This is a genomic window from Microcoleus sp. PH2017_09_SFU_O_A (genome assembly GCF_020738625.1).
Taxonomy (GTDB): domain Bacteria; phylum Cyanobacteriota; class Cyanobacteriia; order Cyanobacteriales; family Microcoleaceae; genus Microcoleus.
Window position 1 is genome coordinate 1 of record NZ_JAEQCF010000062.1, and the last position, 18,195, is coordinate 18,195.

The following is an 18,195-nucleotide window of genomic DNA, read 5'->3' on the forward strand; positions in this document are numbered from 1 at the left end:
CCAAGCGTAAATTCGCGTGTGTCCCACGCTATTTGATTTTTATTTGCTCTTACCGTGTGGATTTGGTTTTTACCATTGACGGTTAAAGATTTTGAGATCGCGGAGTAGGACGTTCAACCTGTTTCCTCACGTTCTCACGGTCAGCAACCTACGAATACTATAGCAGAAAGCCGTCGAGCGAAGGACGGGGTTTTAAACCCAAATTTCTGATAACTGACAGAATAGAACCTATCGATAACTGTTGATTCACAGTAGGCGTGTATAGTTCCTGCTTGAACGTAGAAGGCTGGCCCTTTTTACAGCCCAGACCCCAATTTAGGTCAAGCCCACATTACACTACGCTTGATTATACCATCAGTTGCTAATTTCATCTGTCGATCGCCAGACTTGCTGGAGTTGCTTTCTCCGACAGGGCGATCGACAACCAGTGGTATGGGTTAGACCACAATCGCCTCAAACTGACAAATACTGATAGTCCTTGCTTATGTCTGAGTTAACACACACTTATAGGTAGGATTAGGGCTGCTTGTCGCATTCCTTATACAGCTTTCGATCCTATTATGTCAAGCTTTTTAACCTAACTTTAAACCTCGCGGCCCGGACGGGGTTATTTTTCCGCCAGCAGTGGGGAACGGAAGGTTAAACGCTGCTAGATGCACCCGTGGGGGCAAAATTCCAGTCTTGACCAATTTGGGTGTTCTGATGCGCCCACCAGTCGAGACTTGCCAGCGCGATCGGCATTTTTGAGATGCCCCGTTCGGCGACTTGAATTTGCCACTATTTTAACACAATTTTTTTGTAGTTTGACAGTGGCAGCAGACTGAATGTCTGTGACCTAAAATTAAAGTTTTGTTCCCTCGCTGCGAAGGAGTTTTACAGCCAGTTATTTTTTTGGCACAGCCGATGTCTTTCAAATCACCTTTTGTATGTGATTTATGCTACCGAACAAGGAGCTATTGAGCCTTCACCATTCCTGGACGGATCAACCCGGTCAAATGGACGAAAATACTTGCTTTGATGCGATCGATCGCAGTAAAAAAAACGGTGTATGAGAGCAAGGAGTGCCTCCAGGACATTCCTCATTCGCTACTAACACAATAAATAAATGCCACAAATTATTAGAGGGCGATCGAAGAACCTGTAGATGTGGCAATGCACTTAACCTCGCTCTGGTATGTTACATTGAGGCGCAGCATCTATCTTTTTTGCCACCTTCCATCTATGACTTTGATTAAAAGCAAACTGGGCTTCTTAGTAGTTATCTTATTGATATTAGGATTGTTTTTTCGATTCACCAACATCGACACAAAGTTTTATTGGTATGATGAAGTATTTACTTCCCTGCGGATTTCGGGATACACGCAAACAGAAGTGCTGCATGAAATAAGCAGCGTTCAGTTAGTCGGCGCACAAGATTTGATGAAATATCAGCGCTCCAATCCCGCAAAAAATTTTGGCGATACAGTTAAAGGTATTGCCATTGAAGAACCTCAACTGCCGCCTCTATATTTTCTGGCAGTCAAGTATTGGGGAAAACTATTCGGTGATTCTCCTTTATCGACGAGAAGTTTCTCAGTTTGGGTGAGTTTGTTAGCATTTCCCGCTCTGTACTGGCTGTGCCGAGAATTGTTTCCAGCACCAGAAGTGGCGTGGATAGCCGTGGGATTGCTAGCAGTTTCTCCCTTGCACGTGCTTTACGCTCAAGAAGCTCGTCCCTACAGCTTGTGGCCGGTGCTGATTTTAGTTTCTTGTGCGTCTCTGCTGAGAGCAATGCGGCTTCAAACTAAGCTAAGTTGGAGTATTTATGCAGTAGCAACTATTCTGGGATTTTACACACACTTGTTTAGCCTGTTAGTCGCTTTGGGACACGGAATTTATGTATGGGGAATGCAAGGTTATAGGTTGAATCGCAAGGTAGTTAATTACGTGATGGCAATTGGCTTGTCTTTGGTAGCTTTTCTGCCTTGGATGGTGATTCTAGTAATAAACAAAAAGGCAGCAAAAGAGGCGACTCTTTGGGCGAATGGAGACAGTAATTTGCTATCTTTGATTAATAATTGGAGCGGGAATATCGGTCGTGTTTTTTGGGATTTTGGGCTAAATTCTCAGGCTACATCAATAAATTTGATTGGGTTGATGGCAGCGACTTTGATTTTATTGGCAATCGTAAGTTATGCGGTTTATTTTCTGTGTTGTGAGACAAAGAAACAGGTTTGGCTGTTTTTGCTGGTGTTGATGGCGGTGACAGCAGTGGCAGTGATGCTACCAGATGTTATATTGGGAGGAATCCGATCGACTAAACCTCGCTATCTATTTCCGACTTATTTGGCGATGCAAATATCTGTTGCTTACCTGTTAGCGACTAAAATTAGCGCGCTGGGCGTGCCAAGCTGGAAACGGCAGATGTGGAAAGTTCTGACAGTTGTACTGCTAACGGGCTCTGTGCTGTCGAATATTGTTAGTTCTCAAGCCGAGACTTGGTGGACTAAGGAATTGGGCCGGGAAAATCCCGTAATTGCTCGGAGGATCGATCGCGCTCCTAAGCCGCTGGTTGTCAGTGATATCTCGGAAGTCACTCTGGGAAATATACTGTCAATGAGTCATTTGTTAGAGCCGAAAGTGATGTGGCAATTGGTGTTGCTTGACCAGGAAGGGCGCCGTCAAGCTCAGTTGCTAGACCCACCCGCGATACCCAAAATTCCCAGCGGTTTTAGCGATGTTTTTGTTTACGGGCGAACGCAGAATTTTAGTGCTAAGCTGGCAAAAATGCACAACTCGAAAATAGATGTGCCGAAAAAACAAACAATCCAAATGTTGTGGGTTGGCAAGTTAGAAAAAGAGTGAGAGTTATGGAAGATTTTGGTATTATTATTGCCTGCTGCGACCAGGATTATCTGTTTGCTAAGGGTTGCTGTGCTAGCATTCGATATTTCCTGGGAGATGTACCGATTTGTTTGTTGATTGATGGTACGTTTTCTGTGAGTGCTTTGGAAAAGTCTTACGGGGTGCGAGTTATCGATCGCACAAACGTTTCCCAAGAGGTTCTCAGGAAAAGAAGTTTTGGGTGGGGTAAAACTAAAATGATTGCTTTCTGGGAAAGCCCTTGGTCGAATTTTATGGTTTTGGATGCCGATACGATCGTCTGGGGCGATGTTCTGAAATTGGCTAATTTTAAAGAATTTGATTTTACGATAGATAAGCCTTGTTACGATTACTCGGATGCAGATGTTTCGGAGTTTTTCTTTGATATTCCGGGCGTTGAAAAGCATTTCCCGAAGTTTCGGTGGTCGGAATCGCGATCGAACTATTTCTGCACGGGTACTTTTTTTGCTAAACGCGGTATTTTTAGCTTGGAAGAATACATAGAAATTTTAGATTTTACGGAGGCTAATCCGGGGATATTTAAGTACGGAGAAATGGGGTTTTTGAACTTTATGATTTTCCGGGCGGCCGGGGAAAATCGACTGCGGGTGCAGAATGTGGATATGCAGTTGTTGGTGCCGGATTTTGACCAGGATTTGCTGAGAAAGCGGTTTCCGGTGGCAGAAAACGGGCCTGCGGGCGATCGCGAGTCGGCGACTGTGATTCACTGGTGCGGGCCGAAGCCGACTTTATCGACATCTAAGGTTTACTCGGAACCGATGAATTTTTGCCGCCGCAAGTGTCAGGAGGATGCTTGGAATCGCACGGGTTTGGCTGCGGAGATGTCGCTGCAAGTTGAGGATTTTCAGCGATCGATCTATGTGTATAAGAATAAGTTTAAGAAGAAGTTTCGGCAGTTAGTGCGATCGACTTGAAAAAATACCACAATTAAGTTTGTAGTAAGGACTTTAGTCCTTATAATTATCGTCGGCAATTAAGTTTGTAGTAAGGACTTTAGTCCTTATAATTATCGTCGGTAGATTACCGATAGTCCAATTAGTTCGTAGTGAGGATTTCAGTCATAAGAAAAGAAGGACTAAAGTCCTCACTACGAACCAATTTTATTGGAAAGAAGGACTAAAGTCCTCACTACGAACCAATTTTATTATGCTTGTTGATGTGAATATTATTCATCGAGCGAGCGATCGACAATTTAACCTTCCAGAGGCAAAGTGGGCGCGGCTGGCGGTAAAACTTGGCGGTGAACGCTGACTTTGTGACTTTCCCGCTGAGTTTGCATTTCGACGGCGATCGCCTCAAATTCAATTTCCATGCAGCCGTAGGGAATCTCTAACTCGATACTAGCTCGCATATTTCCCAACCCGGTAGCTGTAAATTCGGTAATCCAGCGCGGCCCGTCGAGAATTAGGTAGGTTTGCCGATCGAATACCCAAACTTTTACATAAATCCGCGGCATTAATTCCGGTAGTTGCACTTTCACTATTACAGCCTGGCCTGCAAGGATTTGGGCGCGCGGCAATTCCAGGATGGGCATCGGTACTGACTCGTCTTCTGACAAAACGTAGGGAGTTGGTGGAGTTGCTTCTGCTTCTACTTTGGTGGTTTTTTGAGCAACTTGTTTCGGCTGCGGGGGCTCGTCAAACACCACAAATTCTCTCGCTTCCGGGCCAGTAGGTTGCGGTTGGGAAATGGTTTCCCTGATTGCTGGTTGCACTTTAGTTGGGCTGCTTTCTTCGACGACTGTTATGGCTTCGCTGGTATTGGGGGTGGCTTTTGGAGTTGGCGACAGGCTGGTTGCTTTCAGCCATTCGGGGGATTCGCCGGTGCTGGCTAGGGAACTCAGTCGCGACCAAAATCTATTTTGGACGTTTAAGGTTTGAAATGCCTTTTGTGAGGGGGGTGGCGTAGGTTCTGGGGCTGGTGTTTCTGGTTCGGGAGTGTTTTGGGGTTTTTGGTCGATCGCCCGAACTTCGGCCTTTTCTGGGGTAGTTGCGATGTCTGAGGGTTTGGTTGGTTGGTCGATCGCCCCGGCGGATGTTCTAGACGAATTGGTGATTTCTGAGAGCAATTGCGATCGGCTGCTGTCGGGCAGTTTGTTACCGAATGCCGGCAATTCTAGGCCGCCCGCACTTGGAGTCTGGCGGGAATTTAGTTGAGGGGGTAGGGATTCATTGCTTAAAGATTCATTGATGGCGACTTCTGCGGGAGATGGCAGATCTAAGCTTTTTTGTGCTACCCGGAGGAAGGAGGGATGTACTTCTTTCCGAGGTGGTCTGACTGCTGTTGCGGAGGGTTCGGCTTGATGTTTTTCTTCGATGAAATCGTCTTTAATTGCTTCTAGCAGGTGTTCTAAACCGGCTGTAATTGTGAATAGTTTGGTGGCTAAAGTTACATCGCCGCTGCTGAGAATTGCTTCTCCTAAAATTAGGCGACTTTTGCAGTCGGGTGGGATGTAGGTAACGCAGGCAAAGATGCAGGGAGGAGCTTGTTCTGGCATCGGCTGCTCGATTTGGGCGAGTATTTGTGAGGTTTGGGGGTCTCGCAGGTAAATTTGCAGTTGTGCTGAACCGATGAGTTTTTGGAGTTCTTGAAGTTGCGATTCGGGGATGGGAGGTGGTGTTCTTCTGGTTTTTTGAGGTGGTTGGGGAATGTCGATTTTGCCGGAAATGATTAAGGGGCGGCCGAGTTGGGTGATGAAGGTTTCTCGATCGAGTACGAGTTCAAGTTCGAGTTTGACTGGGGGTTTCGGCGGCTGAGGCGTTTGGGGAAGGGGGAATTGGTAGATTTTGGTCGGCTGCGGTGGAGGTGGAGGTGGGGCTGGGATTTGGGTTGGTGTCCGATCGACTGCTGCTGCGTTTTGTGAAGCTGAGGGGAAAGCGGCGGCTTCGGAGGAGTCGATCGCGGGTAGGGGTTCGGAAGTTTCCGATTCTGCGGGCAATACTTCTAATTGCACGCCATACTGCCAAGATTTTGCTGGTTCTGATTTGGAATCTGGTAAGCAGGAGAGTTCCCACATTCCGGGTTTGAGACGGGTGTAGGGAATAATCACGACTAATCCTTCGGGGTTGGTGCGGGCCGATCTGCTTTGGACTTTCCGCTGGGGGGCCGTTTCGTCGAAGGATGTATGGATGATGCGAATTTCGATGTCGGTGTTGGGGTGCTGAATGCGCGCCACGACGCGATATTTGCCTTCTAGAATTTCCACGTCGGGGGTTTCTAGGGGCAACCAGGCGCGATCGCCTTCTTTCTGTAGTAAAAATTCTAATTTTTTCATTTTTGTTTCCCCTTGAAGGCTCCCGCTTGATTTGTCACAGGTTGGTGGTGGTTGGTTGAGCGACAGCTACAGATATTGAATTACTTTATGTTTTATAGCCTATCACCTCGATCGGTCAAGAGGCTCGATGGACAGTTGACAGTTGACAGTTGACAGTTGACAGTTGACCGCTGACAGTTGACCGCTGACAGTTACATAGTACGAGCATCAAACTGTTTATGCTAAAGAGTCCTAGCATATATCGATTCTATTCTATATATTTATCTCAATATCGGTAGTGGCGGTTGCTATATCGTTCCGTACAATTATCGCCATCCAAGAGCGATCGACTTACCAAACAGAGCCATTCTTCAATCTAAAATCTAAAATCTAAAATCTAAAATCTAAAATTCATTGACGGCGGCCCCACAAGCCGCTACGCTGTGAAATTAAGGTTGCTTTGCTCGAAGAGGAAGCAGCCAGCGTCGCCCGAAAATCTAGTTGCACTGTCCAAAGCTGCTGTAACAGCTAAGGACAGCTAACCGCCAAACTGGGATGAGCAGTATGGAGGCTAATCGAGGATAACATTCTCTGTCGCCGCCCTGCCTTTTGTTAGTATGCGGGGCGGCTGGGTTTTTGGGTTTTCCTCACCAGAAAAACCAAAAACTAGGAGACCATATTATGTCACAGGAATTTTTGCCTGACGATAACTCGTCCGTTAGCGAAGCCCTCGAAGAGGATCGTCCAAATGACGACTTTGAATCGGAACAGGAAGTCTTGCAGATAACCGTTTTCGGTTCCCACAAAGCCGTTTTAGAAACCATCCACACGTTGTACCGGCTGGGATTTGCAGCCGTCGGCGATTGGAGTCCTCCGCAGCGAGGGTCAAAACCAGGACAAGTGATTAGTGTACTGATTAAGCGATCGGGCAAAGTCTAGAAATTGGGCGGGCTTCATCTTTTTGTGCGGGCTAGAAGCCCACCCCACAATATTTTAAATAAACCCAATTGTGAAACAGGCATCTTGCCTGTTTATCCCCCAATTGTGGCACAGGCATCTTGCCTGTTTCTCCCTCAATTGCGGCCCAAAAGATTTAACTTTTTGTGCGGGCTAGAAGCCCACCCCACAATATTTTAAATAAACCCAATTGTGTAACAGACATCTTGCCTGTTTCTCCCTCAATTGTGGAACAGGCATCTTGCCTGTTTCTTCCCAATTGTGGAACAGGCATCTTGCCTGTTTCTCCCCACAATTACGCAATGACTATCTTAAGTAAACCGTATTGATTTATAGCCTTTCTCAAAAAGATGAGGTATGACTGACAGCTTACATAACCCTTCAACTAAGAGGGCTCAAGCCCAACAACGTACCTCATATGAGAGCTAGATCCGCTATAACTGTTTCTCCCCCATAGTGGAACAGGCATCTTACCTGTTTCTCCCCGACAATTACCAAGGACTGCCGATCGTACTAAAAGCGGCCCAATAATAAGGATGCGATAAATTTTTGCTCTCAAGTTTAGGGATAGACGGCGGCAACGGAGTTTCCCCCCTAGAACTTCGCAGTTGCCCATTTTCGATGGTGACTTTACCTTTAATCGCAGCAATTTGTGCTTGTCTGAGAGCTTCAGCTTTAATGATTGGAGGATCTTGAGGTTTGCTGCTAATTTTTAACTGCTGGTAAAACTCTGTCATCAGCGCCAGAGTCCCCGCATCTGACACATACCACAAACTGGCGAGGGCAGATTTTGCTCCCGATTGCAACGCTAAGCCGCCAAATCCGAGTTCTGCTTCTTTGTCTCCCGAGGCAGTTCTACAGGCGCTCAATACTAACAGTTCCAGTGGCGGATTGTTCCATTTCAAATCTCTCATTTGAGATAATCTGAGTTGGTTATCCCAAAATTGAATGTAGGAGTTATCTGGGCTTCCGGGGCGGAATTCCGCGTGAGTCGCCAGGTGGATGATGCCGTATCTTTGTTGCAGTCGCTGCGATTGCAAGTTAACGATGGTAAAATCTTCGTTGATAAAGGATTGACCTGGCCACTGTCGGGCGATCGCACTTAATTCTAACGGAACAGCCGGTAGCGGTTGTTTGTTCGCGGTTTCTGAGAAATTTTCTGCTCCCATTGCTAAGACGTGGGAGTTTCTGAGATCGGCGTAATTGATGTCTATCAGCTTGAATGCCGGAATCCGCGACATACTGTATTTTTCGATCAAAAATTGCTTTCCGTCGTGCATTGCTGCTAGGGGTACCGTTCGCAAACCTTCGCCGACGCAGAACAGCAAGGTGTCAATTTTTGCTATTTTCAAGTCTGCTTCTAGCGGTGCAATTATCCATTGATAAAGTTGTTGAGCTGATTCTAGATAGCTGGTAGTATTAATTTGTACTGCTTTGGTGATTTCGCTGGTAAATTTTTGGACGACTGGCACCAGTTTGTCTTTTTGGGCTGAGGGGACGCTGCGGTTAATTGGCGGGCGATCGGGCAATATTAAGATTAGTTCTAGTTGGTCTGTGCGCGGGATGGCGTAAATTAAAGCTGGTTTTTTCTTAGTTTGAACTGCTAGGCGGGAAAGAGTTTTTGATATTGATTGGGCGGTTTTTTCGCGGGCGGCAAAGTCTTGTTCAAAGTATGTTTGATAGTCTTCTTCCCAGTCTTTTTCGATTCTGGTGACGGCTTCGGTGAGGTTTCCGCGATCGAGAATTTGTCTCATTTCTTGCCCGTTAAGTCCGCCTGGTTCTGGCTTTTGGGCAATGGTAGCGAGGTTCGCGGTGCTCCAGCAGAAAAGTATGGCTGTCAAACAGTAAAAAATAGCTCTTTTGATTTTTTTCTGAGTTGCGTGTTTTTGACGGTGCTGCTGGGATTGGTAGTGCATGGTTTTGGGGCGGTTAGACCATTTTCGATTTGCGATTAAAGAATTGGGAATGATGGTTAAAATCGAATTTTTTGAAACAATAATAACGGCTTATTTGACTGCTGCACCACTCTGGATCGTAAAAACCGTTGGTTCGGAGTGCGATCGTCCTGCTCGGTTGCCGATCGCGCTTCCTGTAAATAATTAACTCTGCTGGCGATCGCGATTATAGCATTCCACACAAACCCCAAACATTTGCGATCGCCCCAACAGCTCGCAACGCCTGATTCCTGGCGCACCAACGACCGCCCCTGGGCCCAGAAATTCGCGAATTATGTAAAGTTTTGTAAATTATGCAGAAGTTTTGCATAAAAATCGCAGATCCCGACAGATAGGCAAATAGAAGGCATTGCAGGGGATATGGCCGCTCCGACAGCGGGCGCACCAGTCGCTTTCGGAGTATTCGCTGAACCCCGGCAGCCTGCATAGCTGGTTGGAGACTATTTTTCTGAGTAACCTTGGAACAAGAGATGCCTACTAAGGACGAAATTGACGATCGGCTCAAACAGCTAGCTATAGCTGCCCAAAATCACCAGCCTAAAACTTTAGGGCGACAGAAAGCTGTGACCAGATTAGTGATGGAAATTGAAAAATATAAAATCATTAACTGTCCGCAGAATACGAAATTTTCCTACGCAATTTATCAGGAAATTTGTGCTGAAGCAAAACAGGAACTGATGTTTCGTATTTCCAGGGAAATTCACAACTATCGACCTGAAAAAGAGGTCAGCCAATGGGTAAACTTCTTGATAGTTAAATGTTTTCAAGAAACCACCCCTAAAGTGATAGGTAGGAAAGATTTACAAACTGTATACTACGGAGATATGGAACCCGTTTTCAATCAAATGGAAAAGCAGCAGGTTCAACATGAATCTTGTCAAGTTGGAGCGGATCTAATTGATATGATTTTAGAAGATCCCGGCAATGTCTTTGAAAACGAAGTGAGTAAAAAGCATCCCAATGTCAATTTTAAAGTGTTGCTGATCAAGAGAGTGATAGAAGATGCAAGTTTGCAGCAGATATCCGAAGAGTTAGGAGTAAGTGTTTCTACTCTGAGCAGTTTTTACCAGAGATCTTTGGAGAAATTCACGCCCAGATTCCGAGAATACTTGTAGGACATTAAAAACCAAAACACAGAGATGGATCATGAATAACACAGAAGTTGATTTAGTTTTGACAATACCGATCGCCCCAGCAGCCTACCGCAGCGCTCAAACCCTTGCACAGCAACAAAGTGACCCCAAAAAAGCCAAACAGGTTTATCTCAATGCTTTGGCGGTGCACGCAGTCGATTTGTACTTTCAGTGCATGGAAATAGACACTGATTTGGGCGCCAGCAATATTTGGAATCCTGTGATCCAGAAATTTATGGATATTGCAGATTTGGAGGTAAAAGGTATTGGGAAGCTGGAATGCCGTTGGGTAAGCCCTGGTGAAGAAGGTGTCTCGATTCCGGCAGAAGTGCGATCGGACAGAATCGGTTATGTTGCTGTAGAGATCGGCCAATCTCTCGAAGAGGTGAAGTTGCTGGGATTTGTCAAAAATGGCGATCGAGAAAAAGTTCCACTTAGCGAGTTGGAGTCGATCGACAACCTGCTAGAATACTTAGACGAGCTCAAGCCTGTAAATCTCAGTCAGTGGTTGCACAATATTGTCGGTAGCGGTTGGCATACAGCCCAAACACTGTTCGAGTCAAAACCAGAATTGCAGTTTGCTTTCCGAAGTCCCCAAGTAGTCGAAAAAAGTGCTTCAGCAGATGTACGCGTACCAGTCAAGCGAGGCAAATTACTCAACTTAGAGTGGGGAAAAGAGCAAGTAGCTTTATTTGTGGAATTGATGACAACCGATGAACCAGATATCGATATTTCGGTAGAGGTTTATCCCACAAACGGTCAAACTAACTTGCCCAACGATTTGCAGTTGATGGTGCTGGATGATGAAGGTGAACCTCTGATGCAAGCTAGGGCAAATAAAACAGAAAATTTGCTCTTTGAGTTAAGCGGAGAACCGGGAGAGCATTTTAGTGTCAAGTTGGCTTTGGGCGATTTCAGCGTGACTGAAAATTTTTTGATCTAATTGTCACTTATCAAGAGGGGGTGTGAATTGTGGATAAGTTAATTGTTTTGAAATTAGACGGAGATTGCGAAGAAGGTTTTCGCTGCACCATAAAAATTGGGAAAAATAATCAATTTCCCTCTACGGACTTTACGGAAAGTAAAACATTGCCAGCCAACCCGCAAATAGCAGCTTTTGAAGAAGAACATTGGCGGGAAAAATATCGAGCTATGGGAACAAATTCCCGGCATCACCAGGAAAATTTAGTGCATTTAATTTACCCTTTTTTGCACAAAGATGCCAAAAAAAATACTGCTGTGAAATCGACGGTGGCTAAAGGATTGTCTTTTCGTCGGATAAAACCGAAAAAGATTAATGCAAGAAGTCCTGTGAATGATTGCAAAGAGTCTGGGAAAAAACTTGTGTTGATGCTGAATGATTGGCTCAAGTCTCCTGAATTTGCTAGGGTAGATAGAATAATTGGGGACAATTTAAATCCAGATGAAGAGGCAAGGGTGCTGATTTGCACAAATGACAAACACTTGCACAAACTGCCTTGGAATCAGTGGGATTTGTTTGAAAGATTTCCGAAAGCCGAACCTTCGCTGAGTAAATTAAACTATGTAACACTGGAAAATCCTGGACAACCTATCCGCAAGTCTAAGGTAAGGATTTTAGCAATTCTGGGAAACAGCGCTGGGATTGATATCACGCAAGATAGGAAAATTTTGGAGAATTTGTCTCCCAATGCTGAGGTGAGGTTTCTAGTGGAACCGAAACAGGACGAAATTAACGACGAACTTTGGGAGCAATCTTGGGATATTATATTTTTTGCAGGCCATGGGGAAACTGAGGACGATATTGGCAAAATATATATCAATCAAACTGATTTTTTGACAATTAATGAGTTGTGGTGCGGCTTGAGGAAAGCGGTAAAAAATGGTTTGCAACTGGCAATTTTTAACTGTTGCGATGGGTTGGGTTTGGCTAGAAATTTAGATGATTTTCAGATGATTCCGCAAATGATTTTAATGCGGGAGTTTGTGCCGGATTTTGTGGCTCAAGAATTTTTAAAGTGTTTTCTTAAAGAGTTTGTGGATGGCAAGTCTTTGTATGCAGCAGCGGGGGAAGCACGGCGGCGGTTGGAGACTTGGGAAAAGGATTTTCCTTGTGCTAGTTGGTTGCCTGTAATTTGGCAGCATCCGGCAGCGAAGCCTGCGGTTTGGAACGATTTTTTGCTGGCGCCGGATTCGCCTGCTGTGGCCCAGGATTTGACTTTGCTTCCCACGTCTGGGAAAAGACCGCCGGTTAATGTTTTTTCGCGTTTGAAGTCGGTGATTTTGGCGAGTGCGGGCTGTACCCTGGCTGTGATGGGAACGCGCTCTCTGGGGGTTATGGAGGCGCTGGAACTGTCAATGCTCGATCGACTAATGAGCCAGCGCGAACCGGAATTAATCGACAATCGGTTGCTGGTTGTGGAAGTGACAGACAATGATGCCGAGGATTACGGATATCCTCAAAATGATGCTACTTTAGCAAAGGCGATCGACAAATTGCAGCAGTTTAAACCTATAGCAATTGGTTTGAATATGCACCGAAATGTGGCAAGGGAGCCAGGAAGAAAAAATTTAATTTCCCTATTTGATAGCAATCCTAATATTATTACTGTATGCAGTTATGGTTCCAATGATATAAATTACGATCCGCCGCCAGAATTGTCTAAGGCTAAATTAACCAATCAACTTGGTTTTAGCGATTTGACTCCGGATGAATTGCGCCATGAAAAAGGTAGCAGTATTCGCCGTCAATCTCTTTCCTATAAACCAAATCTTTCTAGTTTTACTAACAAGTGTAAAATTCCCACTAGCTTCAGCTTTCTGTTAGCTTTGCGTTTTTTGGAAAATCAAGGAATAAAATCACAGATAAGTAACAATCAAGAGTGGCGAATCGCTGATGTTACATTCAAAAGATTGGCTACTCGTACAGGAGGTTATCAAGATTTAAAGGCGCTAGTAAGTCAAATATTGCTCAACTACCGCGCCAACCCCAAGCCAGCTTTTAAAGTGACGCTTCAAGAAGTATTGGAAGGGAAAATAAACTCTGATTTAGTCAAGGGTAAAATTGTCCTAATTGGTCACACTTCGGAGGTTTCGAGGGAGGATTCTGATACTCCTTACGGTAAAATGTCGGGAGTTTGGATTCACGCTCACATGGTGAGTCAAATCCTCAGCGCTGTAATTGATAAAAGGCCGCTTTTGTGGGTTTTGCCGCAATTGCAAGGGATACAGTGGGGAGATGCTGTTTTTGTGTGGTTGGTGGCTGTGACGGGCGGGCTGTTGGTTTGGCGGGGTCGATCGCTCTTGGTGTTGGCGATCGCTAGCGGTGCTATGATCTGTGTGCTGTACCAAGGTTCTTTGGTAATTTTGACTTTCGGTGGCTGGATGCCTTTGGTTCCGGCGGTTGTGGCTTTAGTTGCGACGGGTGGTATCTTGTTTGTGTACGATCGATCTTAATTAGCCTCGGCGGCTGAAATTTCGGAGAAATGTCGGCGGTTGAAACCGCATCTATACAAGCAAATTCCGAACTCAGAGGGACTGGGAGAGAAGAGAGCTTTTATGTGTAAAATGCAATTGCAGTTAGTTTTGGGTTTAATTTTGGCGATCGATTCTGCGTCAGCGCTGGCAAATCCGGCACATCCAGCTACTGTAGTAGAAAATAATTTGGTCAAAAATCATCGAATTGCGATCGCACAAAACGCCAAACCCCAGAGAAAGCCGGATATAAAAACACCAATCACACCACCAGACAAAAACACGAAACCCGGGGCCGGATCGAAAGTATCAAAAACACCTAACACACCTCCCGATTCTAATACCAAACCTGGTGGACTCGACCCTTCTAAATCATGCAAAAGAACCAATAAGGTAATTGCTCAACCCCTTTAACAAGAAGACAATATAGACATTAGATAAAGGAATGGAAAAACTCCCCGACTTAAAACAACTATCGAGCGAGGCAAAAGAAGCCTTGATAGTAGAGCTATGGGAGAAAATCCAAAAACTCAGCGCAATATTAGACACCTACGAACCAAAACCCGAGCCAGAGCCATCTCCCAAAAAAACTCTTCAAAATTCCAGCACTCCACCTTCCAAAGGATTCAAGCCCAACATTTGTACCGACGCTCTAGTTGAGCAATTACAACGGCAGCTTATTTTGAGAAATAGCGGCAATTGATTCCCCTGCGATCGCAAATCCCGCCTTGATTTCAACACCCTCGATCAAATCCTGTGGCATATTTTTAAAGACTCCAACCCAAAAATAAATCTAACAATCAATACAGTTGAACCTGAAGCAGCGGAAATTCGGGATTGAGATCGAACTCTCACCGTAAATTTTTCAATAATTGCTTTTTATGTCCTATGTCTTTAGGTTGTAAATTAAGTTGCAACAATCAAATTTAACTAGCGCTATCACTGGGAGCAAAGTATGGCAAGCCTCGTGGTAGAGTTCGGCTAAGTCGATATTTTGGGTGGCGACAAGTTGGCGGCGGTATATTTCAGTTTTGGATCGCAAAGTAAATAATTTACACTCTTGAAAGTGGGACGGGCGGGACGCCCATCCCACAAGAACCATCAATAAGTTATTTAATTCTCATTCCTTTGCTGTTGACTTGATTTGCGATCGCACCAACAATTTTCGATCTGATAGGTACTTGTACGGATTACGAAAATAGTGTTAAGGCTACTAATCAAACCAACTTTCTCACTTTTTATACTCATCTTTGTTAATTGTGGCACGGGCGTGTCGCCCGCGAGCCATCGGCAGTTAAAAACTCCAAAATTTATGGTACTTTTTCCGATCGAGCAACTAACTGTGATATATATAACTCACTTTTCCTAATTTATATGTAATAATACTTAATTAGATAAATAATTTTACACTATGCGGTCGATCGCCAATGTTAGCTATCGACAACCCAAACAGAATCGATGCCAAATTAAAAACAACATTTCCAGCTCCCTCAATGAAAATAGCCGCGTGTGGCAGTTAATTGCAGTAAATTCAAGTCAGGGATTGATAAACAGATTGAATTTCCAAATTTACACACGATTTTCATATAAATTGACAAATTTAGCCAAACAAATTAATTCTAAACTGTTAGAATAGCTAACAGTTAGTATTACTGCAATTGCGGTGCAGAGCGAATACCTGTACTGTCTATAAAGCAAATTAGCGATCCGTCCATAATTAAATGCCCGAGTCGCCTATACTTACTTACACCCCCCTGGGAAAAGTAAACTAAAAACCTAAATAAGTCACTGAAGCACCCTCCGAGCAAGTGCAGGAGCTTCACAGAAAGCCTCTGTTGACGCCAAGGTTTTTTTACTCAAACATGAAATTTGATTTGTATGCTGCACCAACCGAGCATCCCTTTTGCTCACGCCACCTTGCTGAGTACAGCAATGGTGGAGATTTTTCAGGGGGAAGAAAGATGAATTTGGAACAATCCTCTACAGGAATAACCCCCGATAGCTGCGCTGCGGCAGTAGTGGAAATCATTCCGCTGATTGTGGGGTCGATTCGAGCCCAAATGCGAAATCAAGGAGAACCCTTTTTATCGATATCTCAGTTTCGCAGTCTCATGTTTCTTTACCGCTATCCAGGTTCTTCTTTATCCAAGTTAGCAGATTATTTGGGGGTAACTCGACCGACTGCTTCTGCAATTTGCGAGCGCTTGGTTCAGGAAAAATTTGTAGACCGCAAAGAACATCCTCAGGAACGGCGAGCGGTGGTGCTGAAACTGACAGAAACTGGTCGTGCGAGGCTCGAAGAAATTCAAGCGCTCACCTGTAGCAATATTTCGCCAATGTTCGAGGATTTGTCTGAGGAGCAGATGGAGAGCGTTTTAGCAGGATTGACGTTACTCAGAGAGGTGTTTGACGGCAAATCTAACGATCGGTAAAACCTCATATACATCTATTTACTGTTTAATCTGTGACATATAGGTTGTAGGGTACGTAGTCCGCACCCTACAGCTTTTTTTGACCTATAGCCCAATACGGTTCATTTAACACTCCTTATACTTGGATATCCCCCTCGCATCCCCGTTAAGAAGCAGGATGGTTTTATAGTCATCACAAAAATTAGGTACGTAGTTGGGCTTGGGCCCTCTTTATCCATAGGCCTAAAGAGGGCTTAAGCCCAACTACGTACCTTGATTAGGAATAACAATTTAATAACTTAAGCAATGTTTGCTCGTTGCTCGTTACCAGGAAGAGCCTAGTAATGCAGATTCGGAGGCTCTGCTTCCCTTTACCTTGCCGCTTATGGAGATAGAGGATAGTTATTACATAATTTACTTTTTGGCTGAATTTAACAGCTTTGCTAAAACGTTTCGCGTTATCTGCTGAGCTCCGGCATTTAAAACAGGCGATCGCAACTGCGGCGCATTGTAATCGTCTAATCCCCACGCCCACTGCATCGAACCAGTCGCGAATACTTTCGCCCCCGAATCTGCTGTATAAACCGTCATATCAGCATAGCGAGTCCCGCCGCCGTGAGGGTATGGAGAATGCCCGACCCGAACTATATTTTTCGGAGCATTGCCAAACATTCGATCGACTTCATAACCCAACAGTCCCGGTAACTTGTCGCCCTGTTTTAACTGAGTTTTTTCCAGCAGCCAATCCGGGGCATTTTTATCAATCACAATATCAGAATTAACTTGAAATGTCTCGTACATAACACCTATCAAAGCATCTTCTGGACTTCCGATAGAGTGGTCTCGCCAGCGAGTTGTTACTAAAGAATTAAGTGCTGGCGATTTATTGTAACTTGTTGCTATTTGAGTGCTTTCTAGTTGCTCTGTTCCATAGCTTAATTCCCCAGTATTAGCTATTTTTACTATCGAATTAACGGCGCCTAATTCTTTTTGTAATGCGCCCATAGGGTCTAAATCTGCCATTTCTTTATAAGCAACCACAGTTCGGTTTACTTCCCTAGTAATTCGGCTGGGTTCTAGGCGGATCTGCCAATAGCAAATATTGGAACCAAAAAATCCGATGCTGACGCCTTCATCTCTAGCAGCTTCTATATTTTCTCGCATATCTCGCGACCAGTATTCGTCGTGACCGACGGACAAAAATGCTTTGTGAGACAACAGCAACCGGGAGTTAAAATGCGTGTCAATGTTGGTGGCATAGGTAACATCGTAGCCTTCTTTTTCCAGCCACCTGACCATATTGTATTCCCAACCAGCGCTCGAAGTTCTCCTTTTTGGCTGAAAATTTGTCAGAAATTCCCCCGCACCTACGCCGTAAGCTGCTTTGCGGTTGGGACTCATGGCGTAGGGCCGATTAAACGAAACCTTGTAAGCTTGTTTTGCCATGCTGTTCCAGCGGTAAAGGGATTTGTGACCCCAATTGTTGTACGCTTGGAAAGTGGTAACGCTGGATTGAAATAAAATGTCGGATTTGCGATCGTCATCCCGCACTGCAAAGATGATATAACTTTGTTTCCCGCTGATACTGGCTGTGAGTTTAGCTAAATAAATGCCGCTCGTCCAGTCGGAAGGGCGATCGGGAATTCGCAAAATATACGGGTCTTTCCAATCGCATTCTATCAGTCCCGATGCTTCATCTTCTCTCGGCGGAGGCTGTCTGATTCCCTTCCGCACAATTGGGTCATTCATCCGGCGGCCACCGAGTCCATTATACCATCCGGTGCGGAATATTTCTATGCTATAATTCGGTTCTTTAGTGTTGACAAATAACTTAATTTCGCCGCCGAGATTGACGCTGGTCAGAGAGGCGTAACCTTCGATTTCTCGCTTCGTAGCAGGATTTTCTAACTCCCAGTCTGGGGTTCCGGGTTTTTGGTTTTCTCGGGCTGTGAGATTGGTGCCGATAGCACTTTTTGCGATATTTGAATAGTCTTGAGAATGTGCTGCGCTGTTAGACAAAAAAGGGGCGGCTAAGCCAAGTGAGAAAGCTTTCAGAAACTCTCGGCGGCGCAATTTCGACAATAGTTTAACTGTCACTGGTTTAAGTCTATGAATTTTAGGTGATAGATTGTACGGTTGGGTTTGGGTGT

At 44.9% G+C, this 18,195-nt stretch carries 15 protein-coding genes; 9 read left to right on the forward strand and 6 right to left on the reverse strand.

What is annotated here, in order from left to right; genetic code table 11:
• Positions 1–649: 649 nt before the first annotated feature.
• A complete protein-coding gene (locus tag JGK16_RS21910; RefSeq protein ID WP_293203401.1) occupies positions 650–778 on the reverse strand; it encodes a hypothetical protein in 129 nt (42 codons plus the stop codon).
• A 213-nt stretch (positions 779–991) separates the two neighbouring features.
• Entirely contained in the window at positions 992–1,153 is a 162-nt protein-coding gene (locus JGK16_RS21915; RefSeq protein WP_293203403.1) for a hypothetical protein, read from the reverse strand.
• Between the two features lie 68 nt (positions 1,154–1,221).
• On the opposite strand from JGK16_RS21915, the gene JGK16_RS21920 reads away from it, so the two are divergent.
• The gene (locus JGK16_RS21920; protein ID WP_293185814.1) at positions 1,222–2,844 is read left to right on the forward strand and encodes a glycosyltransferase family 39 protein; all 1,623 of its coding nucleotides are present in this window, start codon (positions 1,222–1,224) and stop codon (positions 2,842–2,844) included.
• 5 nt (positions 2,845–2,849) lie between these two features.
• Entirely contained in the window at positions 2,850–3,797 is a 948-nt protein-coding gene (locus JGK16_RS21925; RefSeq protein WP_293185812.1) for a hypothetical protein, read from the forward strand.
• Positions 3,798–4,075: 278 nt separating this feature from the next.
• On the opposite strand, the gene JGK16_RS21930 is transcribed toward JGK16_RS21925, so the two are convergent.
• Positions 4,076–6,157, reverse strand: coding sequence for a hypothetical protein (locus JGK16_RS21930; protein WP_293191612.1), 2,082 nt, complete (start codon positions 6,155–6,157; stop codon positions 4,076–4,078).
• Between the two features lie 660 nt (positions 6,158–6,817).
• Here JGK16_RS21930 and JGK16_RS21935 point away from each other — a divergent pair.
• Complete coding sequence (locus JGK16_RS21935) at positions 6,818–7,075, forward strand: hypothetical protein (protein ID WP_293185809.1); 258 nt, start codon at positions 6,818–6,820, stop codon at positions 7,073–7,075.
• Between the two features lie 509 nt (positions 7,076–7,584).
• Here the strand turns inward: JGK16_RS21935 and JGK16_RS21940 are convergent.
• Positions 7,585–9,009: a CHAT domain-containing protein gene (locus JGK16_RS21940; RefSeq protein WP_293191614.1), complete on the reverse strand. Its 1,425-nt coding sequence runs from the start codon at positions 9,007–9,009 to the stop codon at positions 7,585–7,587.
• Between the two features lie 56 nt (positions 9,010–9,065).
• Positions 9,066–9,290 (reverse strand): hypothetical protein, encoded by a 225-nt coding sequence (locus JGK16_RS21945; protein ID WP_293185806.1) that lies wholly within the window; start codon positions 9,288–9,290, stop codon positions 9,066–9,068.
• Between the two features lie 228 nt (positions 9,291–9,518).
• Here JGK16_RS21945 and JGK16_RS21950 point away from each other — a divergent pair, with 228 nt between their 5' ends.
• From JGK16_RS21950 to JGK16_RS21975, 6 genes are all read left to right on the forward strand, one after another.
• Positions 9,519–10,163 (forward strand): hypothetical protein, encoded by a 645-nt coding sequence (locus JGK16_RS21950; protein ID WP_293185804.1) that lies wholly within the window; start codon positions 9,519–9,521, stop codon positions 10,161–10,163.
• A gap of 31 nt (positions 10,164–10,194) precedes the next feature.
• On the forward strand, positions 10,195–11,124 hold the full coding sequence (locus JGK16_RS21955) for a DUF1822 family protein (RefSeq protein WP_293185802.1): 930 nt from the start codon (positions 10,195–10,197) through the stop codon (positions 11,122–11,124).
• Positions 11,125–11,153: 29 nt separating this feature from the next.
• Entirely contained in the window at positions 11,154–13,616 is a 2,463-nt protein-coding gene (locus tag JGK16_RS21960) for a CHASE2 domain-containing protein (RefSeq protein WP_293191618.1), read from the forward strand.
• Positions 13,617–13,718: 102 nt separating this feature from the next.
• Positions 13,719–14,048 (forward strand): hypothetical protein, encoded by a 330-nt coding sequence (locus JGK16_RS21965; protein WP_293185799.1) that lies wholly within the window; start codon positions 13,719–13,721, stop codon positions 14,046–14,048.
• 31 nt (positions 14,049–14,079) lie between these two features.
• Complete coding sequence (locus tag JGK16_RS21970; RefSeq protein WP_293185797.1) at positions 14,080–14,337, forward strand: hypothetical protein; 258 nt, start codon at positions 14,080–14,082, stop codon at positions 14,335–14,337.
• A 1,159-nt stretch (positions 14,338–15,496) separates the two neighbouring features.
• On the forward strand, positions 15,497–16,066 hold the full coding sequence (locus JGK16_RS21975) for a MarR family winged helix-turn-helix transcriptional regulator (protein ID WP_293191620.1): 570 nt from the start codon (positions 15,497–15,499) through the stop codon (positions 16,064–16,066).
• 393 nt (positions 16,067–16,459) lie between these two features.
• Here the strand turns inward: JGK16_RS21975 and JGK16_RS21980 are convergent, their stop codons facing one another.
• The gene (locus JGK16_RS21980) at positions 16,460–18,142 is read right to left on the reverse strand and encodes a N,N-dimethylformamidase beta subunit family domain-containing protein (protein WP_293191622.1); all 1,683 of its coding nucleotides are present in this window, start codon (positions 18,140–18,142) and stop codon (positions 16,460–16,462) included.
• Positions 18,143–18,195: the final 53 nt, after the last annotated feature.

What these genes read in the sequence shown, in the direction of transcription:
- JGK16_RS21920 (WP_293185814.1), top strand. Translation starts at nt 1,222, where the DNA reads ATGACTTTGATTAAAAGCAAACTGGGCTTCTTAGTAGTTATCTTATTG.
- JGK16_RS21925 (WP_293185812.1), top strand. Translation starts at nt 2,850, where the DNA reads ATGGAAGATTTTGGTATTATTATTGCCTGCTGCGACCAGGATTATCTG.
- JGK16_RS21930 (WP_293191612.1), bottom strand. Translation starts at nt 6,157, where the DNA reads ATGAAAAAATTAGAATTTTTACTACAGAAAGAAGGCGATCGCGCCTGG.
- JGK16_RS21935 (WP_293185809.1), top strand. Translation starts at nt 6,818, where the DNA reads ATGTCACAGGAATTTTTGCCTGACGATAACTCGTCCGTTAGCGAAGCC.
- JGK16_RS21940 (WP_293191614.1), bottom strand. Translation starts at nt 9,009, where the DNA reads ATGCACTACCAATCCCAGCAGCACCGTCAAAAACACGCAACTCAGAAA.
- JGK16_RS21950 (WP_293185804.1), top strand. Translation starts at nt 9,519, where the DNA reads ATGCCTACTAAGGACGAAATTGACGATCGGCTCAAACAGCTAGCTATA.
- JGK16_RS21955 (WP_293185802.1), top strand. Translation starts at nt 10,195, where the DNA reads ATGAATAACACAGAAGTTGATTTAGTTTTGACAATACCGATCGCCCCA.
- JGK16_RS21965 (WP_293185799.1), top strand. Translation starts at nt 13,719, where the DNA reads ATGTGTAAAATGCAATTGCAGTTAGTTTTGGGTTTAATTTTGGCGATC.
- JGK16_RS21970 (WP_293185797.1), top strand. Translation starts at nt 14,080, where the DNA reads ATGGAAAAACTCCCCGACTTAAAACAACTATCGAGCGAGGCAAAAGAA.
- JGK16_RS21975 (WP_293191620.1), top strand. Translation starts at nt 15,497, where the DNA reads ATGAAATTTGATTTGTATGCTGCACCAACCGAGCATCCCTTTTGCTCA.